Below are 24,511 nucleotides of genomic sequence, written 5' to 3'. Positions count from 1 at the left end.
GCCCGGCGGGGGCGGGGGCCGGCACCCGGCCGGTCGCCGCGCCGTGACCGCGGGCGGAGCCCGCCGCGGCACCCGGCTCGTCCGCGGGCCGTTCGACCGCACTGCGGTGCCCCTGCCCCTGGCCGCGCGCCCCCGGCTGGGGGTGGCCGTCCTCCGCCGCCGCGTGCTCCGCGGTGCGCGGCGGACGCCCCGCCCCCGACCCGGCCTGCGGCGGCACCAGCGGCGACCGCACCGGACCGCGCCCCGCACCCTGCTGCCCGGGGTGCGGCTGCTGCGCGGCCTGCTGGTGCGGGTACGGCTGCCCGGCCCGGGCGTGGAAGGCCCGGTCGGCCGGCGTCCCGGCCTGCCCCGGACCGAACGGGCCGGGCTGGCCGTGCGGGCCCGGCTGCCCCGCCGCGGCCGGCGACGCGCCGTGCGGCAGCGGCTGGCCGTGCGGGCCGACCTGCGCCGGTGCGCCGTTCCCGGCCGGGAACGGGTACGCGGGCTGCGCGCCGTGCTGGCTGCCGTGCTGTGCGCTGTGTTGCGCGCCGTGCTGGCTGCCGTGTGCCCCGCCGAACAGTGCCGCGCCCGCTGCCGACCCGGCCGTGGCCGCCGCGTGCGGCAGGGCGCCGGGCAGCCGCAGGTCGCCGCCGTGCGGACCGGTCGGCACCGCCGACTGCGGCCCGGGCCGGCGCGCCCGGTAGCTGGTCCGGTACGCGGCCGGCGAGACCCCGAGCTGGCGGCGGAAGTGCCCGCGCAGCGCCACCGGGGAACGGAACCCGCACCGACGGGCGACGTCGTCCACCGACAGCTCCGAGGTCTCCAGCAGCCGCTGCGCCTGGAGCACCCGCTGGGTGATCAGCCACTGCAGCGGCGCGCTGCCGGTGAGCGTGCGGAACCGCCGGTCGAAGGTGCGTCGGCTCATGTACGCGCGTGCCGCCAGCACCTCGACGTCGAACTGCTGGTTGAGGTTCTCCAGCGCCCAGGTGACCACCTCGGCCAGCGGGTCGTTGCCGATCTCCTCAGGTAAAGACTGGTCGATGTACTGGGCCTGTCCGCCGCCGCTGCGACGGCTCGGGACCACCAGGCGGCGGGCCAGCGCGTTGGCCGCCTCGGCGCCGTGGTCGCTGCGCACCACGTGCAGGCACAGGTCGATGCCGGCGGCGGTGCCGGCCGAGGTGAGCACGTCGCCGTCGTCGACGAAGAGCTCGCGCGGGTCCACGTGCACCCGGGGGTAGCGCTTGGCCAGCGTCGGCGCGTACATCCAGTGGGTGGTCGCCGGACGGCCGTCGAGCAGGCCGGCGGCGGCCAGGACGAAGGCGCCGGTGCAGAGCCCGATGATCCGCGCGCCCTCGTGGTGGGCCTTGCGCAGGGCGGTGATCGCCTCGACCGGCGGGGGCTGCGAGATCGAGCGCCAGGCCGGTACGACGATCGTGCCGGCCCGGGCGAGGGCCTCCAGGCCGTACGGAGCGGAGAGGGTGAGGCCGCCGGTGGTGGCGAGCGGGCCGTCCTCGCCGGCGCAGACCAGCAGCCGGTAGCGCGGCACCCCGGCGTCCTGGCGGTCGACGCCGAAGACGGACAGCGGGATCGAGCTCTCGAAGATCGGGGCGCCGCCGAAGATCAGCACCGCGACGGTCTCCCGGCGTCGGCGGCCGGAGAGCTTGCGCGGGGCGGAGACCGTCATCGGGGTCGACGAGCCGTTCGCGCCCGGCCCGCCGTGGCCCAGCGGGCCGTGGCCGGGGGAGCCCAGGGGGAGGCCGGCGAGGGGGCCGCCCGGGGAACCGGTGGGGGCGCCGTTCAGGCCAGGGGCGCCGTTCGCGCCGATCGCGCCGTTCGCGCCGCTCGTTCCGCCCGCCCCCGGGTAGCCGGGATAGGCCGGGAAGTCGGCGCCGTAGGCCTGCGCCGGGCTGACGGTGCCTCGGCTGACGACCTGTCCGGAGTGTGCCTGCTGGCCGCCGTGCACTGCTCCGACGTGTGCCGACCCGCCGTACGCGGGACCGCCGTACGCCTGCCCGCCGTGTGCCGCTCCGCCGTGCTCTGCGGCCGCCGCCGAGGTGCCCGTGGCGGCGGTGCCGGGGGAAGGCACTGTGGGGTACGAGGAGTGCGAGACGGCGCCCGGGGTGCCGGAGTTGCGGGTGGTGGCGGCGGTCGCGGAGGTGCCGGTGCTTCTCGCGGACCGAGCCGCGATACCGGCCGCCGCCTGGCCGCTGTCAGGACCCGCGTCGCTCCTGCTCACCCTGCTCAAGGCGCTCAAGCCCCCTCGGTGGTGTGGTGTGGGTGGTGCGGCACTGCTGCTCGCCAAGATCGAAATCTATCGGGTGGACCATTGCCGTTGTGACAAGTTCACCATCCGACGCTATGTCGACATGGCAATTTGGCGTGATGCATTCGATCACGAAGCGTGGCACCCGTCGACCCTTCTGGGAAGAGGGCCGGTGCAACGGTGGCTGGTTGTCGCGGGGCCGGTCCTGGGGCGTCCGGCCCACGCGCGCCCGGTCGGCGGGTCTGGGCTGCGGATTTGCCCAAGCGGGAGGGATCGGCGCGAAATTGACCGAAAATCGGCGGTGCACGAGAGGGCGCACGAAATGAGCTCGTGCGCCTCCCAGGCTTCATCCGGCCAGGGCCGGGGCGGCGGAACCGGGGCGCGACCTCCGGGTTACCGTCCTGCCGTGAACACCAACAGCCGGCTCGAACAGGCCAACGACAACGCCGCCGCCTTCTGGCTCGCCCAAGCCCGCGTGCACGGCTGGCGGTTCCGCACCCGCCCGGGCCTGACGGCGGTCCGCTGCGCCCGCACCCCGGAGGACTCGCACCGCTTCGTGGTCACCAGTCCGTACGTCGAACCAGCGCTGGTGGAAGGGGAGTTGGCGGACCTCCTGAAGGAGTGGGAGACCATCTGCTTCACCCTGGAGGACCCGTACGGCGCACTCGACCTGACCCGGTTCGGCGCCACCCGGATGCCGGTCATGCCGGTGATGACCCGTGAACCCGGCCCGGTCGACGGCGTCCCGGCCGTCCTCCCCTCGCTCTCGGAGGCGCACGGCGGCGGCTCCCTGACGGTCGATGAGGCGCTGGACGGCGATGCTTTCGCGCAGGTCGAGCGTGCGATCGTGGACGGCTTCCCGCTGCCCGCCCGGCAGCCCTGGACCCGTGGCGAAGCGCTCCCGGAACAGCTCCTGCGCGAACCCGGGCTCCGGGCCTGGCTGGGCCGCGTCGACGGCGCCACCGCCGGCACCTGCCTCACCTACGACGACGGCCAGGCCACCGGGGTGTACTGGGTCGCCACCCTGCCCGACCGGCGCGGCCAAGGCGTGGCCCGCGCCGTACTCCAGACCGCTCTGGCCCACGCGCACCCCGACCGCCCGGCCACTCTGGTCGCCACCTCGCTCGGCGAACCGCTCTACCGCAAGCTCGGGTTCACCGCGCAGGCCCGCACCTGCTGGTGGACCCGGACCTCCGTGCACGGCTGACGGCCGGGCCGCCCCGCGGCGGGGTCGTCGCTGGTTGCGGTGCGGGGCACCAGTTGCGGTGGGGTGCGGTGCGGCGGGGTGCGTGAAGGGCGTGCGGTGCGTGTGTGGGGCGGGGTGTGCGAGGTGGCGCGTTCAAGCGGGGTGCTACGGGGCGGCCGCCGCCGGCGCCACGGCGAACGTGGTCCGCGCGGGCCCCGCCCCATCCGCCGCCGTACGGACGGCCGTTGGGTGCGCCACCGCGACGGGGCGCAGCACGCTCGCCCCCGGGTCCGTAGCCGGGCCCGCGCCCGGGACCAGGCCAGGACGGCTGCCGGCGGCCACGGCAAACTCGCCGGTGCGGTTTCGGACATCCGACCCCGCCATCGAACCACCGGGGGCACTGGCCGTTCCGGCGTTCACGGCAGCAGGCGCGAACGGGCCGTCAGGGGCGGATTCTGTCGGCCGTGCGCCGGTCCGCGCGCCGAGGAGCGCCCCCGTGCGCACCGGCACCCCGGTGGACCGCCGCTGGACCGGCCCGCCCGCGCGCAGACCCGGCCGGGCCGACGGTGCGCCGCGTGCGGCGAGCACCTGACCGACGGCCTCCGGCAGGCCGGCCGCCTTCAGCGTCGGCCGGTAGCCGCTCTCGGCCCAGGGCCGGCCGTGGTGCAGCCAGACGCTGCGCAGGCCGGCCAGTTCGGCGCCGGCGATGTCCGCGGGCGCGTGGTCCCCGACCATCCAGGTGTGCGCGGCCCACGTCCCGGTGGGCACGACGCCGCACCGCTGGGCGGCTATCTCGAAGATCAGCGGATCCGGTTTGACGCAGTCGGCCTCCTCGGAGATGACCCAGCCGTCGACCAGCGGCCCCAGCCCGGTCCGCCGGATCTTCTCCAACTGCGGCCGGGTGCCGCCGTTGCTGACGATGCCGAGCGTCCACCCGGCCGCCCGTGCCGCCTGCAGCGCGTCGACGTGTCCGGGCGGGCAGTGGATGTGGGAGTTGATGCCGTGTCGGTAGTGGGCGAGCAGGAACTCGGTGGAGACGTCCAACCCGTAGCGGCGCCGGACGGCGGACAGTACGGTGCTGCGCGGCACGTAGCCGCCGCCGTCGAGAGTGACGAACCATTCGAGGTCTCCGGGCGGCAGGTCGCGCTCGGACAGAAAATCCTGAGCCCAGGCCCGGAAAGCGGCGTCCCTGGGGAGCAGCGTGTTGTCGAGGTCGAACAGGAGCAGGGGCATGCCAAGCATGGTGCCAGCGGCCGCGCCTATGCACCTGGCAAATGCCAGACCGCGTCGCGAAGCCGTACGTAGTGGCTGAAACGGGTTCCAGGACCTGGCGTACGGGTGGGTCCGGGCGGGCCGGCTGAGGCTGGCGGGGCGTGACGGTTCGCGACGTGTCGCAACGGATCGTCGCCGATCCATGACAGTCCGGTCACGGTGTCCGGCAGGCCTGTTGCGTCCCCCGGTCCGCTCAGTCAAGCTCCAGGGAACCTCCTTTCTGGAGGGGGCGCGTGGCCTGCGGGCGGGGCGCACTGCCGACGGCGGGCGCATCCTCCTTTCGCGGGAACAATGCCGCTCCGAGGCCTCACCGCTGGGCTGGGCCTCACACCCGTCGTACTCTGAAAGGAACAGGTCACATACGGTGCTGCGCGGCGCAGACCGACGTCATCCCGGGGGCGGGCCTGCTGCCCGGGCGGCGTTGTCCTCTCCTGTCGGCCCCTCTCCCCTGAAGAGCCGTGAGCCATGGCTGGTTTTGAGTCCTTCCGACCGGTGGAGCCGGACGCGCCCCGCAGCGTGGGCGCAGGCGCCGGGGACGACGGCGGCCGCGCGGACCTCGCTCCAGCCGACGGGCACGCCGATGTATCGGGTCGCCTGCCCGCCAGTAGGCAGGCCGATGACCGAGCCGACGACCAGGTCGACGCCCAAGCCGACGGGCTCGGCTGCGCACCGGCCGACGAGCGCGGGGGTGGGCGCAGGGGCGAGCGGGCTGATGACCGTGTCGGCGAGCACGCCGGCGAGCGGGTTGTCGGCGAGCGGGTTGGCGACGCCGCCGCCCAGCGAGCCGCCGCGCCGGCTGGCACCTCGGGTGTCGCTGGTGCCGCCGATCGCGCCCCGGGCGCTGAGGAAGCCGGCCCGGGGCCGGGTGCTCCCCGGGGCCTCGTGCGTGCTCTGTGCGGCCTGGTCCGACGAGGCGGCCTCGCCCGGCACGACCGTCCAGGGCCTCGCCAGCGGCGTGGCGGGCACCCGGCCGACCCTGCAGGGTCTCCGGTGACGGGCCGCCTGGGCCCGGGCGCCGAGCGCCCGGAGGCGTCCGGCCTGCCCGGCGCGCACACCGAGTCGACGGCCCGGGACGCGTCCGCGCGCTCCCTCGACCCGGTCTTCCAGCACGGCGTGGTCGTCGGCTTCGACGGCTCCCTGTCGAGCGAGCGCGCCCTCGCGTACGCGGTGGGCATGGCGCGCCGTTCGCAGTGCGGCCTGGTGATCGTGCACGTCGCCAATCGCCTGCCCGCCACTGTCTGGGCAGGCTGTGAACCTCCCGTCTTCGTCGACCTCCCCGACCACCGGACCGAGGTCCTGGGCCTGGAGCTCGCCTGCGCGGACTTCCTCACCGGGGTGCCGTGGATCCTGATCGAGCGGGGCGGCGACATCTGCCACGAGATCGAGGAGGTCGGCCGCGAGTACGCCGCCGACGCGATCGTCGTCGGCACGACGCACGGCCTGCTCGGCAAGATCTTCGGCTCGGTCTCCGGACGGCTGGCGCGGCGGGCCAACCGCCCGGTGATCGTGATTCCCTGACGCTCCGTCGGGCGCCGCGTTTCCGCGCCCCCGGAGGCGTCTCCCCGTTGTCGGCCGATGAGGTCGGCCGCTGGTGTCGGCCGCCGATGGTGTCGACCGCCCCGCCGGCGTCGGCCCGCTCCTCTGCGTCGGGCGCTCCTCAATGCCGCCTGAGGAGCGGGGTGTTGCTCCGGTGGGGCCGGATCAGAACCCGGCGCCGATCTCCCGGGCGATGAGCATGCGCTGAACCTCCGATGTGCCCTCCCCGATTTCCAGGATCTTGCAGTCGCGCCAGAAACGGGCGACCGGGAACTCGTTCATGAAGCCGTACCCGCCGTGGATCTGGGTCGCCTCGCGGGCGTTGTCGACGGCGGCCTCGGACGAGTACAGCTTCGCGATCGCGGCCTCCTTCTTGAACGGTTCGCCGTGCAGCAGCCGGGAGGCGGCGTCCCGCCAGGCCAGGCGGGAGGTGTGGGCGCGCAGCTCCATGTCGGCGAGCTTGAACTGGATGGCCTGGTTGGCGCCGATCGGCCGGCCGAAGGCCCGGCGCGTGCCGGCGTACTTGACGGACTCGTCGACGCATCCCTGGGCCAGGCCGGTGGCCAGGGCCGCGATCGCGATGCGGCCCTCGTCGAGGATCCGCAGGAACTGGGCGTAGCCTCGGCCACGCTCGCCCAGCAGGTTGGCCGCGGGGACGCGGCAGTCGGTAAAGGACAGTTCGCGGGTGTCGGATGCGTTCCACCCGACCTTCGAGTACTTCTTCGATACCTGGAACCCCGGGGTCCCGGTGGGCACGATGATGGAAGAGATTTCGCGCGTTGGCGAGCGGAATTCGCCTTCTTCACTCGAACGAGCGATCGGTTCCGTGAGCGCGGTGACGGTGACCAGACCGGTGATGTCCGTGCCGGAGTTGGTGATGAAGCACTTGGTGCCGTTGATGACCCACTCGTCGGTGGTCTCGTCGTACCGCGCGGTCGTGCGGGTCGCGCCGGCGTCCGAGCCGCCCTCGGGCTCGGTCAGGCCGAAGGCGCCGAGGAGTTCGCCGGAGGTCAGCCGGGGCAGCCACTCGCGCTTCTGCTCCTCCGTCCCGAACCGGTGGATCGGCATCGCGCCGAGCGAGACGGCCGCCTCCAGGGTGATCGCCACCGAGGAGTCGACCCGGGCGAGTTCCTCCAGGGCGATGCCCAGCGCGAAGTAGTCGCCGCCCATGCCGCCGTACTCCTCCGGGAAGGGCAGGCCGAACAGGCCCATGCGCCCCATCTCGCGGACGATCTCGTACGGGAACTCCTCCCGCTCGTAGAACCCGCCGATCTTCGGCGCCACCACGTCCTGGGCGAACTCGGCGACGGTGCGCCGCAGTTCCTCGTACTCGCTGCTGAGCCGGTGGTCGAACACGGTGATCCTCCTGGAGCCCGGCCGGGGTGGCCGCGGGCGTGAGCGGGACGACCGGCATCCGTCTGACGGTGTGACGGTCGCACGGTGTGGTTGGACGATGAACGTGGTGCCTGGTGCCGGCCGCGGCCGGGATTCCGCGCGGCCGGCACCGGGGAGCGGTGGTGGGGCGGGGTCAGCCCCGGGCGGCGCCGAGTAGCGCCTGGACGGTGCGGGACGGGCTCGGACGGCCCAGCCGCTCGGCCATCCACCCGCTGGTGGCGACCAGCGCGCGCAGGTCGACCCCGGTCCGGATGCCGAGCCCGTGCAGCATCCACACCAGGTCCTCGGTGGCCAGGTTGCCGGTGGCGCTCTTCGCGTACGGGCAGCCGCCGAGGCCGCCCGCCGACGCGTCCACCGTGGTGGCCCCCTCGCGCAGGGCCGCCAGGGTGTTGCTGAGCGCCTGGCCGTAGGTGTCGTGGAAGTGCACGGCGAGCCGGTCGGCCGGCACCCCGGCCCGCGCGAAGCCGGCCAGCAGGGCGCCGACCTGCCCGGGGGTGGCCACGCCGATGGTGTCGCCGAGGCTCAGTTCCGCGCAGCCCATCTCCAGCAGCCGCACGCCGTACCCGACCACCTGGGAGACCGGGACCGGACCTTCCCAGGGGTCTCCGAAGCACATCGAGAGGTAGCCGCGGACCGCCAGCCCGGCCTCGGTCGCCCGCGTCACGACCGGGCGGAACATCGCCATCGCCTCGTCCGCCGAGCGGTTGAGGTTGCGGCGGGCGAAGGTCTCGGTGGCGCTGGCGAACACCGCGACGTCGGTGGCGTGGTGGGCGAGCGCCCGGTCGAGGCCGCGTTCGTTGGGCACCAGCACCGGCAGCCGCAGGCCGGGGTGGCGCTCCGGCAGGCCGGCGAGCCGGGGCATCAGTTCTTCGGCGTCGGCCAGCTGCGGGACCCATTTCGGGTGGACGAAGCTGGTCGCCTCGACGGTGCGCAGCCCGGCGGCCGCGAGCCGGGCGATGAACTCCGCCTTGACCTCCACGGGCACCAGGGAGCCCTCGTTCTGCAGCCCGTCGCGCGGTCCGACCTCGTGGATCCGGACCTCCTCGGGCAGGCCGGGGGCGCGGACGGGGTCGGGCAGGCCCAGGTCCAGCGCGTCGGGCTCGCGGGCGGGTGCGGTCATGACCGCACCCCGGCGGGCGCGGGGGCGGCCTGCTCGTCGGCGCCGTCCCCGGCCGGGGCGACCACGACCAGCAGTTCCTCCATCGCGACGGTGGCGCCCGCGGTGGCCCGCAGCTCGGCCACCACGCCGTCGTGCGGGGCGGCGATCACGTGTTCCATCTTCATGGCCTCCAGCACGAGCAGGGGCTGGCCCTTGCGGACCGTCTCGCCCGTCGTGGTCTTGACGACGGTGACGGTTCCGGGCATCGGGGCGGTCAGGGCGCCGTGGTGGGCGGCGGTTCCGGCGGCGCGCTCGCCCACCGGGTCGTGGGCGTGCAGCGACCAGGCGTCGCCCTCGATGCCGAGCCAGGTCACCGGGCCGGCGGCGGGGCCGGGAGCGGCGTCGGTGGCCAGCGCGAACGTGGTCTGCAGGCCGTCGACGGTCAGGTGCAGCCGGTCGGCGGTCCGGGTCGCGCGGGCCCGGTGGACGGGCCCGGCGCCGAGCCGGAGCTCGACCTCGCGGGTGAGCTCGGCGGGATTGTCAGTGGCATCGGCTACGTTGCCCGCAGTGATCGAACGGATGCGCACCGAGACCGGATCCTGGCCGGGGGTACGGAGTCGGTGGGTGGTCCAGGCGGGGGTGCCGCTCAGGCGCCAGCCGGAGGGAAGGGAGAAGGGGTCGGTCCAGCCGCCGGGGTCGGCGGCCGGGGTGAGGTCCAGGTGCCGCGCCAGCGCGGCCGCGTAGTAGAGGAGGTGGGCAGGTGGTGGCGTCTCGGCCGCCAGCGGGTCGGCAGTTGTGGCGTCGGCCTCGTGCGCGTCATCGGTCTCGTTGGCCTTGTCGGCCTCGCCGGTCTCGTTCGCGCCGTTCGGCGCGTTCGCCGGGGAGTACGGCGAGGCGAGCAGGGCGGGCTGCTGTTGGGCCGTCTGTTCCACCAGGCCGGTGTCCAGTCGGCCGGCGACGACCTCGGGGTGTGCGAGCAGCCGTCGCAGGAAGCCGGTGTTGGTGGTGACGCCCAGGATGCGGGTGTCGGCCAGCGCGGCGCGGAGCCGGCGCAGCGCGGTCGGGCGGTCGGGCCCGTACGCGATGACCTTGGCGAGCATCGGGTCGTAGGCGCTGGTGACGACGGATCCGGGGGCGACTCCGGAGTCGACGCGCACGCCCTCGCCCTGGGGCTCGTCCAGGACGAGGATGCGGCCGCCGGTGGGCAGGAAGTCCCGTTCCGGGTCCTCGGCGCAGATCCGGGCCTCGATGGCGTGGCCCAGGAAGGAGATGTCGGACTGATCGAAGGAGAGCCGTTCGCCCGAGGCGATCCGCAGCTGCCACTCGACCAGGTCGAGTCGGGCTGAATCGTCGCCGACGGCGACGGCGAGTTCGGTGACGGGGTGTTCGACCTGGAGGCGGGTGTTCATCTCCATGAAGAAGAAGTCCCGCACCCCCTCGGTGGAGGCGGTGGCGGGGGAGTCCGGGTCGATGCCGGGAACGATGAATTCCACGGTGCCGGCCCCGGTGTAGCCGCAGGACTCCGCGGCGCGGACGGCCGCGGCGCCCATCGCGGTGCGGGTCTCGGCATTGAGCAGAACGGAGGGAGCCTCTTCGATCAGTTTCTGATGGCGGCGCTGGAGGCTGCATTCGCGCTCGCCGAGGTGGACGGTGGTGCCGTGGGCGTCGGCGAGCACCTGCACCTCGATGTGGCGCGGCCGGTCGACCCAGCGTTCCAGCAGCAGGGTGTCGTCACCGAAGGCGGTCCGGGCGACGCGGCGGGCGGCGGCGATCTCGGTGGGCAGGTCGGCGCGGTCCCGCACGAGGCGCATGCCCTTGCCACCGCCTCCGGCGGACGGCTTGAGCAGGACGGGGTAGCCGATCTCCTCGGCGGCGGCGAGGAGATCCCCGTCGGTGGGCGCGGTGGCCTGGCTGCCGGGGACCACCGGAACGCCGGCGGTTCGGACGGCTTCCTTGGCGTTGATCTTGTCACCCATCAGCTCGACCGCACCGGGAGGAGGTCCGATGAAGACGAGGCCGGCGTCGGCGCAGGCGCGGGCGAAGCCGGCGTTCTCGGCGAGGAAGCCGTAACCGGGGTGGACGGCCTGGGCCCCGGTGCGGCGGGCGGCGGCGAGGATCTGGTCGGTGCGCAGGTAGGTCTCGGCCGCCGAGCTGTCGCTGCGGTCGGCCGGGCCGAGCCGGACGGCGACGTCGGCCTCCCGGACGTGCGGCGCGTCGGCGTCGGCGTCGCTGAACACGGCGACCGAGCGCACGCCGAGCCGCCGCAGGGTGCGGATCACCCGGAGGGCGATCTCGCCGCGGTTGGCGACCAGAACTGTGTCGAACATGGGAGGCGTTCCTCCGGGTCGAGGGGAGCCGTACGAAGGAGGTGGCGGCGGGGTGGCGGCGGTGGAGAGGAGGGCGCCGGCCCGGGTGCGCCGGCGCCGCGGGAGTCACGCCCGCAGGAGCGGGGTCACACCGACAGGAGAGGGGAGGTCGCGTGGGAGGGGGCGGGTCACACCCGCCGGGGCGGGGTCACATCCGGAAGACCCCGTACGGGCCGGGCGGCGGGAGCGGGGCGTTGGCGCAGGCGGTGAGGGCGAGGCCGACGACGGTGCGGGTGTCCATCGGGTCGATCACGCCGTCATCCCAGAGGCGGGCGGTGGCGTAGTAGGCGTTGCCCTGGCGCTCGTACTGCTCGCGGACGGGGCGCTTGAACTCCTCCTCCGCCTCGGCCGGCCACTGCTCGCCGTGGGCCTCCAACTGGTCGCGGCGGACGGTGGCGAGGACGGACGCCGCCTGCTCGCCGCCCATCACGGAGATCTTCGAGCCCGGCCACATCCACAGGAAGCGAGGTGAGTAGGCCCGGCCGCACATCGAGTAGTTGCCGGCTCCGTACGAGCCGCCGATCACCACGGTCAGCTTCGGGACGCGGGTGCTGGCGACGGCGTTGACCATCTTGGCGCCGTGCTTGGCGATGCCGCCCGCCTCGTACTGCCGGCCGACCATGAACCCGGTGATGTTCTGCAGGAAGAGGAGGGGGATGCCGCGCTGGTCGCACAACTCGATGAAGTGGGCGCCCTTGAGGGCCGACTCGGAGAACAGCACGCCGTTGTTGGCGACGATGCCGACGGGGTGGCCGTGGATCCGGGCGAAGCCGGTGACCAGGGTCGCGCCGTACTCGGCCTTGAACTCGGCGAACCGGCTGCCGTCGACCAGCCGGGCGATCACCTCGCGCACGTCGTAGGGCGTGCGCGGGTCGACCGGGACGGCCCCGTACAGGCCGGCCGGGTCCACGGCCGGCGGCTCGACCGGGGTGAGCGGCCACGGCCTGGCCGAGCGCGGGCCGAGCCCGGCCACGATCGTGCGGACGATGGAGAGGGCGTGGGCGTCGTCCTCGGCCAGGTGGTCCGTCACCCCCGAGGTGCGGGAGTGCAGGTCACCGCCGCCCAGTTCCTCGGCGGTGACCACCTCTCCGGTGGCGGCCTTCACCAGTGGTGGCCCGCCCAGGAAGATCGTGCCCTGGTTGCGGACGATCACGGCCTGGTCGCTCATCGCCGGGACGTACGCCCCGCCGGCCGTGCAGGAGCCGAGCACGGCGGCGATCTGCGGGATGCCCGCGGCGGAGAGCCTGGCCTGGTTGTAGAAGATCCGGCCGAAGTGGTCGCGGTCCGGGAAGACCTCGTCCTGCATGGGGAGGAAGGCGCCGCCGGAGTCCACCAGGTAGACGCAGGGCAGCCGGTTCTCCAGCGCGACCTCCTGGGCGCGCAGGTGCTTCTTCACGGTCATCGGGTAGTAGGTGCCGCCCTTGACGGTGGCGTCGTTGGCGACCACCACCACCTCGCGCCCGGCGACCCGGCCGATGCCCGCGATCACCCCGGCCGCGGGCGCCGCCCCGTCGTACATTCCGTCGGCGGCCAGCGGGGCCAGTTCCAGGAAGGGCGAGGCCGGGTCGAGCAGGGCGTCCACCCGGTCGCGGGGGAGCAGCTTGCCGCGCGCCGTGTGCCGGGCGCGGGCCCTGGCGCCGCCGCCGAGGGCCGCCGCGTCGAGCTTCTCGCGCAGCTCGGCGACCAGGGCCCGGTGTGCCTCGGTGTTGGCGCGGTAGGCGGTGGAGCCCGGGTCGACCGCGGTGCCGAGCCGGGGCGCGGGAGCAGCGGCTCCCGGCGGTACGGCACCTGGCGCCGCCGTGGTGCCGGCCGCTGTGCTGCCATGGACGCCGGTGGGTACACCGGCGGTTGAGATGACCATTCCCAAGAGCTCCCTTGCCCTCGGCACCAGGCGGGCGGCCGGATGCGGTGCGCCCATGGACCCCACGTTAATTAACGTTAACTTACGCGCCCAGGTTAACGGCCGATAACCCCACTGTCTACGATGGGCAGCATGCCGAACGTCCCCGCAGCCTCCGCGCTCCCACGCCGCGACCAGATCCGTCGGGAGGCCGCGCGACTCTTCGCGGCCCGGGGTTTCCTCGGGGTGGGTGTGGACGAGATCGGCAAGGCCGTCGGCATCAGCGGCCCCGGGCTCTACCGCCACTTCGCCGGAAAGGACGCGATGCTCGCCGATCTGCTGATCGGCATCAGCGAGCGCCTGCTGGAGGAGGGGCGGCGCCGGGCGGGGGGCGGCGACGGTCCGGCCGCCGCGCTGGACGCGCTGATCGGCGGCCACGTCGACTTCGCCCTCGACGACCGCGACCTGATCACCCTCCACGACCGCGAGCTGCTGAACCTCAAGGAGGAGGACCGGCGCACCGTCCGCCGGCTCCAGCGCGGCTACGTCGAGCTCTGGGTGGACGTGGTCCGGCAGGTCTATCCGCAGCTGACGGGCCCCGCCGCCGAACCGGTGGCCAGGGCCGCCGTCCACGCCGTCTTCGGCCTGATCAACTCGACCCCGCACAGCCTCGGCCCGGGCCCCGCCCAGGACGAGCGCTCCGGCCTCCAGCGCGACGGCATGGCCGTCCTGCTGCACGCCCTCGCCCACGGCGCCTTCGCGGCGGCGGCCGAGTCGGTGTCCGCGCAGGCCTGAGTCCTGCGCACCCGGACGGCCCGCTTGGCAGTCCAGGCCCAAGGTTGGCGCTCCGGCTCCGAGGCCGGAGGTCTAGGACCAAAGGACGGCGCCCGCCCGCCCCGGGCCGCTGGGCCTTCGGCGGCCCGTCCGCCACCCTGGAGGCAGGCGACCCCGGAGGCGGGCGACCCCGGAGGCGGGCGACCCCGGAGGCGGGCGACCCCGGAGGCGGGCGGGTTGGCGGGCCGTGCGTTCGTTCGGCCGGGAATCACCGCAGGCCGCAGGCTGTTGGCCAGTCCGCCGGACCGGACGATCCGGGCCGCCCCGGCCCGCTCCGGCCCCATCCGGGCCGGAAACGCCATGGCGGCCACCCGACGAAATGGTTAGCATCCCTAAATATGCCTGAGACTCACGGATCCACGGTGGAGCAATCCCCGAGCGGCTCACCGGCCCCCGGTGCGAGCCCGCAGCCGGACGGCGCCCACCCGCAGCCGGACGGCAACGACCCGCAGGCCGTCGGCTGGCTGCGCCGCCTGGTCGGCTACTGCTGGCGTTCCCGCCGCAGCGTGCTGCTCGCCTTCGGCGCCTCGCTCGTCGGCATGGCCGTCACCTCGCTGGTGCCGCTGGTCACCAAGCTGATCATCGACGACGTCATCACCGCGCACACCCGTTCGCTGGTCCCCTGGGCGGTGGTGCTGCTGCTCGCCGCCGTCGTCGTCTTCGGTTGCACCCAGGTCCGCCGCTACTACGGCGGCCAGCTCGCCCTGGACGTCCAGCACGACATGCGCAGCGACCTGTTCCGCTCGCTCGGCCGGCTCGACGGCCACCGCCAGGACCGGCTGGACACCGGCCAGGTGGTCGGGCGCGCGACCTCCGACCTCCAGCTGATCAACGGCCTGCTCTCGATGCTGCCGATGATGACCGGCTACCTGCTGATGTTCGTCATGTCGCTGGCCGTGATGGTCTGGCTCTCCCCGCCGCTCACCCTGATAGCCCTGGTGATGGCCCCCGCGCTGTGGTGGATCACCGTCCTCAGTCGGAAGCGACTCTTCCCCGCCACCTGGGCCGCCCAGCAGGAGGCGGCCGCCGTCGCGGGTGTGGTGGACGGCGCGATCGGCGGTGTTCGGGTGGTCAAGGGCTTCGGCCAGGAGGCGCAGGAGCTGGACAAGCTGGAGCGGGCCTCCCGCAACCTGTTCGCGGCCCGGCTCCGGTCGATCCGGCTCAACGCCCGCTACAACCCGGCGATGCAGGCCGTCCCGGCGCTCGCGCAGGTCGCGGTGCTGGCCTTCGGCGGCTGGCTGGCTGTCGACGGCCAGGTGTCGCTCGGGACCTTCGTCGCCTTCTCCACCTACGTCGCGCAGATGACCGGACCGGTGCGGATGCTCACCATGGTCATCACGGTCGGCCAGCAGGCCCGGGCCGGCGTGGAGCGCGTCCTCCAGCTGATCGACGAGCGCCCGCTGGTCCAGGAGCGCCCGGACGCGCTCACCCTGGACCTCACCGGGGACGGCACCCGCGAAGGCGCCGCCACCGGCGTCCGTGAAGGCAGCACCGCAGGCCCCCGCGCCACCGCAGACACCCGCGCCACCGCAGGCCCCCGAACCTCCGATGTCGCCCTGGAGTTCGACCAGGTCGAGTTCCGCTACGACCCCGAGCACCCCGCCCCCGTCCTGCACGGCCTCAGCCTGAAGCTGGCCCCCGGCGAGACCCTCGCCCTGGTCGGGGCTTCCGGCTCCGGCAAGTCGACGGTGGCGCAGCTGGTGCCGCGCTTCTACGACCCGGCGGCCGGCGCCGTCCGCCTCTACGGCCACGACCTGCGCGACCTCACCCTGGACTCGGTCCGGTCGGCGGTCGGCATCGTCCCCGAGGAGAGCTTCCTGTTCTCCGAGTCGGTCCGCACCAACATCGCCTACGGCCGTCCGGACGCCACGGACGAGCAGGTCGTGGCGGCCGCGCGGGCCGCCCAGGCCGACGAGTTCGTCCGCGCGCTGCCGGACGGCTACGAGACCAAGGTCGGCGAGCAGGGCCTGACCCTCTCCGGAGGCCAGCGCCAGCGGATCGCGCTGGCCCGGGCGATCCTCACCGACCCCCGGATCCTGCTGCTGGACGATGCCACCTCGGCGGTGGACCCGCAGGTCGAGGCGGAGATCCACGACGCGCTGCGTTCGGTGATGACCGGCCGCACCACGCTGCTGATCGCCCACCGCCGCTCGACCCTGCAGCTCGCCGACCGGATAGCCGTCCTGGATCACGGCCGGCTGCTGGACATCGGCACGCACGAGGAACTCGACGCCCGATGTCCCCAGTACCGGGCTCTGATCACCGACCCCGAGGCCGGCCGCACACCCCGGTCGTCCGAGGCCCCGCAGACTGTCGAGCAGACCTCTCCGCAGACCCCCGAGCGGCCCGCTGGGCAGCAGACCCCCGAGCAGCAGACCGCTGAGCAGGCCGCCGAGCAGACCGAGGCGCGGTCCGCCTCCGAGCAGGTCGACGGACCGACCCCCATGCAGGCCCCGGCCCCGGAACCCGTCGCCTCGCAACCCGCTGCCCCGGCTGCCCCCGACCTCCCCACCCCCGCCCTGGTCAAGGCGGCCCGCACCGCCGACCCCGACCTGCTGGCCAGGGTCGCGGCCCTCCCGCCGGCCGCCGACTCCCCGGCGGTCCCGCGCGCCGAGGCCGAGGCCGGTGACCCGGACTTCACCCTCCGCCGCCTGCTGCGCCCCTTCCGCGTCCCGCTCGCCCTGGCCCTGCTGCTCGTCGCGCTCGACGCGGCTTCCGGCCTGGTGCTGCCGGTGCTGATCCGGCACGGCATCGACCAGGGCGTCAGCAAGGCCCTGATGTCCGGGGTGGCCGTGGCCGCGCTCGCCGCGCTGGTGGTGGTGCTGCTGGACTGGTTGGTGCAGAGCGCCGAGAACCGGGTCAGCGGCCGTACCGGTGAGCGGGTGCTCTACATGCTCCGCCTCAAGATCTTCGCCCACCTCAACCGGCTCGGCCTGGACTACTACGAGCGCGAGCTGTCCGGCCGGATCATGACCCGGATGACCACCGACCTGGACTCGCTGACGTCCTTCCTGCAGACCGGCGTGGTCACCGCCGTGGTCAGCCTGCTGACCTTCGGCGGGATCTTCGCCGCGCTGCTGATCATCGACGCCGGCCTGGCCCTGGTGGTCTTCGCGGTGCTGCCCCTGCTGGTGATCGCGACGCTGGTGTTCCGCCGGAAGTCCAGGGACCAGTACGAGCTGTCCCGGGACCTCATCAGCACCGTCAACGCCGACCTCCAGGAGAACGTGGCGGGCATGCGGATCGTCCAGGCCTTCCGCCGCCTGGACACCAACACGGACCGCTTCGTCGCCAGGGGCGTCGCCTACCGCGAGGCCCGGGTGCGCGCGCAGCTGTACATCTCGCTGTACTTCCCGTTCGTCCAGTTCCTCTCCAGCGTGGCCGCCGCGCTGGTGCTGATCGTGGGCGCGGCCCGGGTCGACGCCGGGACGCTGACGGTCGGCGCGCTGGTCGCGTACCTGCTGTACATCGATCTGTTCTTCGCGCCGGTCAACCAGCTGTCCCAGGTGTTCGACGGCTACCAGCAGGCTTCGGTGGGCCTCGGCCGGATCCGGGAGCTGCTGCGCACCCCGACCGCCACGGCCGAGGCGGCCGACCCCGTGCCGGTGCCCGAGGGGCTGCGCGGCGAGATCTCCTTCGAGGGTGTCGGCTTCGCCTACAACGGCGGTGCGGACGGCGCCCCGAACGTGCTGACCGGTGTGGACCTGCACATTCCGGCCGGGCAGACGGTGGCGCTGGTGGGCGAGACCGGCGCCGGCAAGTCGACGCTGGTGAAGCTGGTCGCCCGGTTCTACGACGCGACGGAGGGCACCGTGCGGGTGGACGGGGTCGACCTCACCCGCTTCGACCTGGCGCAGTACCGCCACCGGCTGGGCGTGGTGCCGCAGGAGGCGTACCTGTTCGCGGGCACGGTGCGCGAGGCGATCGCGTACGGCCGGCCCGACGCCTCGCCGGCCGAGGTGGAGGCGGCGGCCCGGGCGGTCGGCGCGCACGACATGATCGTCCGGCTGTCCGGCGGCTACGACCACGAGGTCGCGGGTCGCGGCCGCAACCTCTCGGCGGGCCAGCGGCAGTTGATCGCGCTGGCCCGGGCCGAACTGGTCGATCCGGACGTCCTGCTGCTCGACGAGGCGACCGCGGCGCTCGACCTGGCCACCGAGGCGGTGGTCAACCAGGCCGCGGACCGGCTCAGTGGCGGCCGCACCACGCTGGTCATCGCCCACCGGCTGACCACCGCCGAGCGCGCCGACAGGGTCGTCGTGCTGGACCACGGCCGGGTGGTCGAGGACGGTACGCACACCGAGTTGCTCGCCCGGGGCGGCACGTACGCCCGGCTCTGGCAGGCGTTCATCGCGGACGGCCACCCGGCGGTCGAGGCCGTCGCCGCGGGGTAGCCGACTGCCCGCGATCAGTCTGGCGGACCGTCGCCGGCGGCCCGCCAGACTGATCGTCAGGCGGCGATCAGCGAGGCCAGCAGGCCGGTGGCGTCGATCCCGTGCGGCAGGTCGCTGACCTGTCCGTCCCCGACCTCGACCACGCGCCAGCCGGAGCCGTCGGCCCGGCTGGCGAGGTCGGTGGTGACGAAGCGGCAGCCGAGCATCCGGACCAGGGGGCGGACGCCGGTGAGGTCGGGTTCGACATCGTGGTGGGGTGCGTCGGGGTGCGGCCCGACCAGGACGGGTTCGCCGTCCAGCCACCACACCCGCGCCTCCATGGCCCGCCCGCTCCCACGGCCCGAACGGACATCCGATCCTTCGCCCGATCCTTCCCCCGATCCTTCGCCGAAGTCGTCGCCCGAGCTGCCGCCCGGCCCGTCGGCCGGCCGCTCGAACTCCTCGTACCGCCGCAGCACCACCCCGCCGGTCAGGAACTCGCCCTGGAGCTCGACGAACCGCGCCACCACCCGCCCGACGCTCGCCAGATCGGCCAACTCGGGGATGTAGCAGGCCTCGTGCCACTCGTGCTTGCGCGACTTCACGTAGTCCTTGACGATCGCCGGCCCGCTCCCGCCGAGCCGGGCCACGGCGGCCGCCAGCTCTTCCGGCCCGGGCACCGAGGAAGCGGCGGTGGGGATCCACGTGCTGGGCGGAGTCGCCCCCTCGAACACGTCGTACCAGCCCGGCAGTTCGTGTGCCGTCGCATAGCCGGCCGGGCTGGTCAGCAGGGCGCAGCCGCGCGCGGCGAGCGCGGTGGCGAAGCCGGTGTAGCGGGCGGACGGAAGCATCCAGCCCCGGTACCAGAGCGGACCCCGGTCCTGCGGCACCCGCCGGACCGCCTGCTCGGCGTGCCCGGCGAGCAGCGCGTCGTGGTCGACCAGGTGGTGCTCGCCGCCCAACTCCCGCAGCAGCCTGGCCTCCCAGGCGAAGTGCGGGTCGGGCCGGCGCGGGTTGAGCGGGTCGGCGGGGAAGAGGATCGCGGGTACGGGCATGGCCGTCAGGGTAAGGCCCGGGTGGGGCGGCGTCGGCGGCTTTCGGCGCGTCAAACCCGCTCGACGGCCCGGCCGGGTGCTGGGAGAGTGATCCGATGCGAAATCTGCTGAGACTCCGTACACGTGTCCCCCGGCAGGCGGCTCGCACGGTGGTCCTGGACGAGGACGGCTCGGTCTTCCTGCTCCGTTCGGACAACGACGAGGTCGGCGTCCACTGGACCATGCCGGGCGGCGGGCTGGAGCCCGGCGAGACCCCGTGGACCGGCGCCCGGCGCGAACTCTGGGAGGAGACGGGCTGGAGCGACCTCGAACCGGGCCCGCTGCTCTGCACCTGGGAACACGACTTCACCTGGCACGGCACCCCGGTCCGTCAGCACGAGCACATCTACCTCACGGGCGGACCGCACCGCGGCCCGGTCGGTGACGTCAGCGCGGTGCACGCCGAGGACCGGATCCTCGACTGGCGCTGGTGGACCCCGGCCGACCTGGCGGACGAGCACGCCGACGCGCTCTGGCCGCCCCGGCTGCCGGAGCTGCTGGCCGCCGTCCGCGAGGGCTGGGCCGTCGATGGGCGCCCCCCGGTACCCGTCGACCTCGGCTTCATCCCGAACGCCCCGGCCACCCGCTGACGGCCACCCGCTGACCGCTCCCCGACGCACGGCCGACCGCGATCTCCTGACCGCCGTCTCCTGACCGTCACCGGCGGGCCCCAAAAGCGCGCTGCTACGGCCACACGCTGCTACAAGCGCACGCCCCTACGGGCGCCCGCCGCGTCGCGCCCGCCCGCCCGGGCCGGATTCCCAACCGTGCAGGTCCAGCTCCCGGTCGTGCAGCGCGCAGGGGTTCATCAGTACGGTCAGCTGCGCGTCGGCCAACTGCTCGAAGGCGAGCCCGGTGGCGGACAGCAGCTGCTCGGTCGGCACCGAGACGGCGATGGCGGCGCGCCAGGAGGGCAGCACGATCAGGCTGGTGCCGCGGCCGATCCGGACCGGTTCCGCCGTCACCCGGACCGGCGCCCGCTCCTCCGGGCGGCCGACGGCCTCGGGCTGGTTCGGGCTGCCGCCGATCAGGATGCCGAGTGGTGTTTCGGCCCACGCCGCCTCGGGGGCGGCGGCCGACGGAGCCGTCACCGCCCCGGTGCCTCCGATGAGTTCACCTGAACCGGGTGCGGCTGCCGCCCAGACCTCGGCCGGGAGAGCGGCGGAGGTCACGGGTGTCGTAGGTGCTGTCCCGATCGGTTCGGTCGCGGCCGTCTCCCGTGCGGCCGCCCCCTGCCCGGTCGCGTCGGCCTGCGGGTGCATCCGGCGCAGCCGGCGCGAGGGCGCGGGGCGCCGGGAGCCGGCGGCCCGGAGTTCCTCGCGCGCCGCGCGCAGCACGGGCACGGCCCGGTCGCCCTCGGGCGTGACGGCCGGCCGGCCGAACCTGCCGGCCCCGGTCCCGGTCCGCCCGCCCACGGCCTCGGCGCCGCCACCCGGAACGTCTCCACGGTGCTCAACATCCGCGCCGCCCGCGCCGCCTTCACGGACCTCGCCGTCCTCGCAGTCCCCGTCCTCGGCGCTCTCGCCCAGCAGCGCCCGGACTTCCGTAGCCGATCGCCGGCACGCGGCCGCCAGGTCGGCGACCGAGCGGCCTTGGGCGCGGGCGGCCCGCAGCCGGTCGGCGAGCGCCGCCCGCAGCCGCGAGGTGGTCGGATCGTCCGCAGCCGCCTCGCCCCCCACCGCCGCGAGTCCGCCGTCTGCCCCGCCGTCCTCCCGTCCGCGCGGCTGCGGCACCGAGTCGTGGCGTGAGCCGCCGGCCTGGCGCGGCCCGCCGGCGGTGCCGGACGGGGCGGCGCCCGGAGTGCCGGAAGGGCCGGTCTCGGCGGCCGTCGCGATGGAGCAGCGTGCGGCGTGCGGGGGCGCGGATCCGGCGCTGTCCCCGGGCGGGCCGGGCAGGGACGGGTCGGTTGCGGCGGGGTGGAGCGAGGTCATCGGCACGGGCCCTTCGGCGGACGGTCCGGATGATCCTCCCGCACCGCGCGACCAGCTCCAAGCATCAATTCCGGGGGTGTGCGCGAGACCACTGCCCGCCCCTACACCCCGTGTCGGCTCAAGTGCCGGGCGCGACGAAACCCTTGAGGTCGGCGAGCACCGCGTTGGCCGCCATGACACCGAGCCCGAGGAACCAGGTCTCGTCCGAAACCGGCCGGGCCTGACCGGACTTGACCGCGCCGAGGGTCTTCCAGAGCGCGCCGCCGAGCACCGCGTCCTGGTTGGTGGAGCTGGGGCTGCCGTACACGCCGTAGAAGATCCAGTCGGCGTCGGCCTTGTCGATCTGTTCCGGGCTGACCTCCACCGCGAGTTCCTTGACCTGTTCGATCTTGGGCTGCGGCAGCGGGATGTCGGTGAGGATGGTGCCGATGAAGGACAGCTCGGCGTACAGCCGGGTCCGGCCGGGCATGAAGCGCAGCGGCGTGATGGTGGGCCGCTTGTCGCCGAGCTTGGCGCCGATCGCGGTGGCGGCCGCCTGGTACGCGTCGAGCTGGGTCTTGGCCTCGGCCTCCAGGCCGAACGGGCTGGCGTTGAGCTGGAAGTTCTGCTTCCAGGGGTAGCCGGGGCGCAGCGAGAAGACGGTCGGCGCGATCTTGGACAGCTGCGCGTACTGGTCCTGGGCGCGCAGCTGGCTGCCGAGGATCAGGTCGGGCTTGAGCGCGGCGATGGCCTCCAGGTTGAGGCTGTTGATGGTGCCGACGTTGGCCGGGTTGCCGGCCTTGTCCTTGAGGTAGGACGGCAGGGACTTGGAGCCGTCGGTGTAGACGATGCCGACCGGCTGGATGCCGAGTGCGACGACGTTGTCGAGTTCGCCGGTGTCCAGCACCACGACCCGGGTGGGCTTGGCGGGGATGACGGTCTCGCCCATGGCGTGTTTGACGGTGCGCGGGTAGACGCCGGGGGCGGCGTCGGTGCCGAAGCCCTTCATCTTCTCGATCACGGTGGCGTAGTCGTCGCCGCCCTGCTTGACCGACTTCTGGTCGGGCGATGCGCCGCCGGTGCCGGGGGTCGCGCCGCCGGAGCCGCCGTTGCCGCCCGAGCCGCCGGAGCTGCCGCAGGCGGTGAGCAGTCCGCCGAGGCCGAGGGCCGCCCCACCGGCGATCCCGACGGAGAGGAACCTGCGGCGGGAGGGGGTGCGGGGGACGAGGACCAGGTCGTCGGGGTGGGGGGCCACGCGACGCTCCTTCGAATCGAGGTTAGGTGAGGCAAACCTATCCGAAGCACTCGAGGGGGGGCGTAGTGGCCCGTCCGAGCCGAGGGCGAACCATCTCAAACCTTGACATAAGGGAGAAATTCTCTTGACCCTGATCCTTTGAAACCAAGGTACACCGCTTAACGCGCCGTTAATGCTGCACCTTGACGGCCTTCGCCGAGAACGAATCGAAGCAAGTGGTTTAGATCACCAAGGGTTGGTCTACTCAACCTTCCATGCTCGCGCCTAGGGTGCGCTGGTGTTTGATCAGCAGCTCTCAGAGCACGGAAGCAGCGGCCGGGCAATGGCGCCCGACGCTCCGCAGGGTGCCCCGGTCAGTGGCATCAGTGGTGGAGTCTCCGACCAGGGGACAGCTGGGGGAGCGGGGGACAAGGGTCTACGGGGCAACTCGGTGGGCCTGCTGGGCAGTGTGGTCCTGGGCGTTTCCACGGTCGCCCCGGTCTACTGCCTGACCGCGACACTCGGGCCGACCGTCACCGCGGTCGGCGTCCAGATGCCCGCCGTGTTCCTGGCCGGCTTCCTGCCGATGCTGCTCGTCGCGTTCGCCTACAAGGAGCTGAACAAGGACTTCCCGGACTGCGGCACGTCCTTCACCTGGACGGTCAAGGCCTTCGGCCCCCGGGTCGGCTGGATGGCCGGCTGGGGCCTGACCGTCGCGACCATCATCGTGCTGTCCAACCTGGCCGGGGTCGCGACCGACTTCCTCTACCTGATGCTCGGCGAGATGACCGGCAGGAGCTGGGTCGCCGAACTCGACCAGAACCAGGCCGTCCACCTGCTCACCGTCGTCCTGCTGATCGCCGGCGCCACCGCGATGAGCTACCGGGGGATGACCGCCACCAAGTGGTTCCAGTACAGCCTGGTCGGCCTCCAACTCGCCGTGCTGGTGCTCTTCTCGGCCATCGCCATCGGCAAGGCCGCCGCCGGCGACCTGCCCGACTCGATCGGCTTCTCGTTCTCCTGGCTCAACCCGCTCCAGGTCAGCTCCTTCAGCGCCTTCACCGCCGGCCTGTCGCTGTCGATCTTCATGTACTGGGGCTGGGACACCTGCCTCACCATGAACGAGGAGACCCTCGGCAGCACCAAGACCCCCGGCCGCGCCGCGATGGTCTCCATGGTCACCCTGGTCGGCTCGTACCTGCTGGTCGCGATCTCCGCCCAGATGTTCGCGGGCGTCGGCTCCACCGGCTCCGGCCTCAGCAACCCGGAGACCTCCGACAACGTCTTCGCCGCGCTCGCCCGCCCGGTCCTCGGCTCACCGTGGAGCGTCCTGCTCTTCCTGGCCGTCGTCGCCAGCGCCGCCGCCAGCCTCCAGACCACCTTCATCCCGGTGGCCCGGACCCTGCTCGCGATGAGCGCCTACCGCGCCGTGCCGCCGCGTTTCGGCGCCGTCCACCCGCGCTTCCGCACCCCCGGGTACGCCACCGTCGCGGCCGGCATCGCCACCGCCGTCTTCTACGTCGGCATGAGCCTGATCAGCGAGAACGTCGTCCAGGACACCATCCTGGCGCTCGGCCTGATGATCTGCTTCTACTACGCGCTGACCGCGTTCGCCTGCGTCTGGTACTTCCGCCGCTCGCTGCGCACCGGCCCCCGCGACCTGTTCCTCAAGGGCATCGCCCCGCTGCTCGGCGGCGTGCTGCTGAGCGGGGTCTTCCTGCAGACCCTCACCGACGCCTGGAGCCCGGACTACGGCAGCGGCGCCGTCTTCGGCATCGGCTCGGTGTTCGTCATCGGCGTCGGCATCCTGCTGCTCGGCGCCGTCCTGATGACCTGCTACGGGCTGGCCCGGCCGGAGTTCTTCCGCGGCGAGACGCTGCGCAAGGACACCCCCGCGCTGGTCGTCGAGGACTGAGAGGACCGGGAGGACCGGGAGGACCGGGAGGACCGGGAGCGCCGAAAACCGACCACGCCGCCGGGCATCGACGCTATCCTCGACCGCATGAAGCTTTACGCGGGCCAGTGCTGGTGGGGGTTCCGCGGGGAGGGCACCCCAACCCCCCCAACCCGGGGGTCCCAAAGGGAAAGACCCTTCTTGCTTCCCCCCAAAAAAGCCCCCCCCCCCGACAG

General features: G+C 73.6%; 15 protein-coding genes and 1 pseudogene. 6 read left to right on the top strand and 10 right to left on the bottom strand.

What is annotated here, in order from left to right; all coding sequences use genetic code 11:
* Positions 1-660: 660 nt before the first annotated feature.
* Positions 661-1,663, bottom strand: a pseudogene (locus ACFVX9_RS37110) (helix-turn-helix domain-containing protein); the annotation flags it as partial.
* 985 nt (positions 1,664-2,648) lie between these two features.
* On the opposite strand from ACFVX9_RS37110, the gene ACFVX9_RS37105 reads away from it, so the two are divergent.
* The gene (locus tag ACFVX9_RS37105; RefSeq protein ID WP_387986367.1) at positions 2,649-3,449 is read left to right on the top strand and encodes a GNAT family N-acetyltransferase; all 801 of its coding nucleotides are present in this window, start codon (positions 2,649-2,651) and stop codon (positions 3,447-3,449) included.
* 144 nt (positions 3,450-3,593) lie between these two features.
* On the opposite strand, the gene ACFVX9_RS37100 is transcribed toward ACFVX9_RS37105, so the two are convergent.
* Both ACFVX9_RS37100 and ACFVX9_RS37095 read right to left on the bottom strand, forming a co-directional pair.
* Positions 3,594-4,661, bottom strand: a complete 1,068-nt coding sequence (locus ACFVX9_RS37100; RefSeq protein WP_387986364.1) for an HAD-IA family hydrolase — start codon at positions 4,659-4,661, stop codon at positions 3,594-3,596.
* A gap of 426 nt (positions 4,662-5,087) precedes the next feature.
* Positions 5,088-5,666, bottom strand: coding sequence for a hypothetical protein (locus ACFVX9_RS37095; RefSeq protein ID WP_387986361.1), 579 nt, complete (start codon positions 5,664-5,666; stop codon positions 5,088-5,090).
* A gap of 72 nt (positions 5,667-5,738) precedes the next feature.
* Here ACFVX9_RS37095 and ACFVX9_RS37090 point away from each other — a divergent pair, with 72 nt between their 5' ends.
* Positions 5,739-6,218, top strand: a complete 480-nt coding sequence (locus tag ACFVX9_RS37090) for a universal stress protein (protein WP_063351389.1) — start codon at positions 5,739-5,741, stop codon at positions 6,216-6,218.
* Between the two features lie 183 nt (positions 6,219-6,401).
* Here ACFVX9_RS37090 and ACFVX9_RS37085 read toward each other — a convergent pair whose 3' ends face one another.
* The 4 genes from ACFVX9_RS37085 to ACFVX9_RS37070 all read right to left on the bottom strand — a co-directional run bounded on the left by ACFVX9_RS37085 (position 6,402) and on the right by ACFVX9_RS37070 (position 12,957).
* Positions 6,402-7,592 carry an acyl-CoA dehydrogenase family protein gene (locus tag ACFVX9_RS37085; protein ID WP_063349303.1) on the bottom strand — a complete coding sequence of 397 codons (1,191 nt, stop codon included), beginning with the start codon at positions 7,590-7,592 and terminating at the stop codon, positions 6,402-6,404.
* A 172-nt stretch (positions 7,593-7,764) separates the two neighbouring features.
* Positions 7,765-8,751, bottom strand: a complete 987-nt coding sequence (locus ACFVX9_RS37080; protein WP_387986357.1) for a hydroxymethylglutaryl-CoA lyase — start codon at positions 8,749-8,751, stop codon at positions 7,765-7,767.
* Positions 8,748-11,057 carry a biotin carboxylase N-terminal domain-containing protein gene (locus ACFVX9_RS37075; RefSeq protein ID WP_387986354.1) on the bottom strand — a complete coding sequence of 770 codons (2,310 nt, stop codon included), beginning with the start codon at positions 11,055-11,057 and terminating at the stop codon, positions 8,748-8,750. The genes ACFVX9_RS37080 and ACFVX9_RS37075 overlap by 4 nt, the downstream gene beginning before the upstream one ends.
* Before the next feature lie 187 nt (positions 11,058-11,244).
* Positions 11,245-12,957 (bottom strand): carboxyl transferase domain-containing protein, encoded by a 1,713-nt coding sequence (locus ACFVX9_RS37070; RefSeq protein ID WP_063349305.1) that lies wholly within the window; start codon positions 12,955-12,957, stop codon positions 11,245-11,247.
* Positions 12,958-13,089: 132 nt separating this feature from the next.
* Here ACFVX9_RS37070 and ACFVX9_RS37065 point away from each other — a divergent pair, with 132 nt between their 5' ends.
* Complete coding sequence (locus tag ACFVX9_RS37065; RefSeq protein ID WP_107452927.1) at positions 13,090-13,731, top strand: TetR/AcrR family transcriptional regulator; 642 nt, start codon at positions 13,090-13,092, stop codon at positions 13,729-13,731.
* A 377-nt stretch (positions 13,732-14,108) separates the two neighbouring features.
* Entirely contained in the window at positions 14,109-18,164 is a 4,056-nt protein-coding gene (locus tag ACFVX9_RS37060; RefSeq protein ID WP_387986350.1) for an ABC transporter transmembrane domain-containing protein, read from the top strand.
* Positions 18,165-18,220: 56 nt separating this feature from the next.
* Here the strand turns inward: ACFVX9_RS37060 and ACFVX9_RS37055 are convergent, their stop codons facing one another.
* Positions 18,221-19,198, bottom strand: coding sequence for an ATP-grasp domain-containing protein (locus tag ACFVX9_RS37055; RefSeq protein ID WP_387986347.1), 978 nt, complete (start codon positions 19,196-19,198; stop codon positions 18,221-18,223).
* A gap of 95 nt (positions 19,199-19,293) precedes the next feature.
* Here ACFVX9_RS37055 and ACFVX9_RS37050 point away from each other — a divergent pair, with 95 nt between their 5' ends.
* The gene (locus ACFVX9_RS37050) at positions 19,294-19,827 is read left to right on the top strand and encodes an NUDIX hydrolase (protein ID WP_063349308.1); all 534 of its coding nucleotides are present in this window, start codon (positions 19,294-19,296) and stop codon (positions 19,825-19,827) included.
* Positions 19,828-19,953: 126 nt separating this feature from the next.
* Here the strand turns inward: ACFVX9_RS37050 and ACFVX9_RS37045 are convergent, their stop codons facing one another.
* Both ACFVX9_RS37045 and ACFVX9_RS37040 read right to left on the bottom strand, forming a co-directional pair.
* Positions 19,954-21,168, bottom strand: coding sequence for a hypothetical protein (locus ACFVX9_RS37045; RefSeq protein WP_387986343.1), 1,215 nt, complete (start codon positions 21,166-21,168; stop codon positions 19,954-19,956).
* 118 nt (positions 21,169-21,286) lie between these two features.
* Positions 21,287-22,402, bottom strand: a complete 1,116-nt coding sequence (locus tag ACFVX9_RS37040) for an ABC transporter substrate-binding protein (RefSeq protein WP_387986340.1) — start codon at positions 22,400-22,402, stop codon at positions 21,287-21,289.
* A gap of 322 nt (positions 22,403-22,724) precedes the next feature.
* Here ACFVX9_RS37040 and ACFVX9_RS37035 point away from each other — a divergent pair, with 322 nt between their 5' ends.
* Positions 22,725-24,296, top strand: coding sequence for an APC family permease (locus ACFVX9_RS37035; RefSeq protein ID WP_387986337.1), 1,572 nt, complete (start codon positions 22,725-22,727; stop codon positions 24,294-24,296).
* Positions 24,297-24,511: the final 215 nt, after the last annotated feature.

This window comes from Kitasatospora sp. NPDC058243, assembly GCF_042882025.1.
Lineage (GTDB): Bacteria > Actinomycetota > Actinomycetes > Streptomycetales > Streptomycetaceae > Kitasatospora.
This window is presented reverse-complemented; position numbering and strand designations above follow the sequence as displayed.

Excerpts from the sequence above, each read along its gene's own strand:
- ACFVX9_RS37075 (WP_387986354.1), bottom strand. The coding sequence starts at position 11,057 with ATGTTCGACACAGTTCTGGTCGCCAACCGCGGCGAGATCGCCCTCCGG.
- ACFVX9_RS37070 (WP_063349305.1), bottom strand. The coding sequence starts at position 12,957 with ATGGTCATCTCAACCGCCGGTGTACCCACCGGCGTCCATGGCAGCACA.
- ACFVX9_RS37035 (WP_387986337.1), top strand. The coding sequence starts at position 22,725 with ATGGCGCCCGACGCTCCGCAGGGTGCCCCGGTCAGTGGCATCAGTGGT.
- ACFVX9_RS37060 (WP_387986350.1), top strand. The coding sequence starts at position 14,109 with ATGCCTGAGACTCACGGATCCACGGTGGAGCAATCCCCGAGCGGCTCA.
- ACFVX9_RS37100 (WP_387986364.1), bottom strand. The coding sequence starts at position 4,661 with ATGCCCCTGCTCCTGTTCGACCTCGACAACACGCTGCTCCCCAGGGAC.
- ACFVX9_RS37045 (WP_387986343.1), bottom strand. The coding sequence starts at position 21,168 with ATGACCTCGCTCCACCCCGCCGCAACCGACCCGTCCCTGCCCGGCCCG.
- ACFVX9_RS37080 (WP_387986357.1), bottom strand. The coding sequence starts at position 8,751 with ATGACCGCACCCGCCCGCGAGCCCGACGCGCTGGACCTGGGCCTGCCC.
- ACFVX9_RS37055 (WP_387986347.1), bottom strand. The coding sequence starts at position 19,198 with ATGCCCGTACCCGCGATCCTCTTCCCCGCCGACCCGCTCAACCCGCGC.
- ACFVX9_RS37065 (WP_107452927.1), top strand. The coding sequence starts at position 13,090 with ATGCCGAACGTCCCCGCAGCCTCCGCGCTCCCACGCCGCGACCAGATC.
- ACFVX9_RS37050 (WP_063349308.1), top strand. The coding sequence starts at position 19,294 with ATGCGAAATCTGCTGAGACTCCGTACACGTGTCCCCCGGCAGGCGGCT.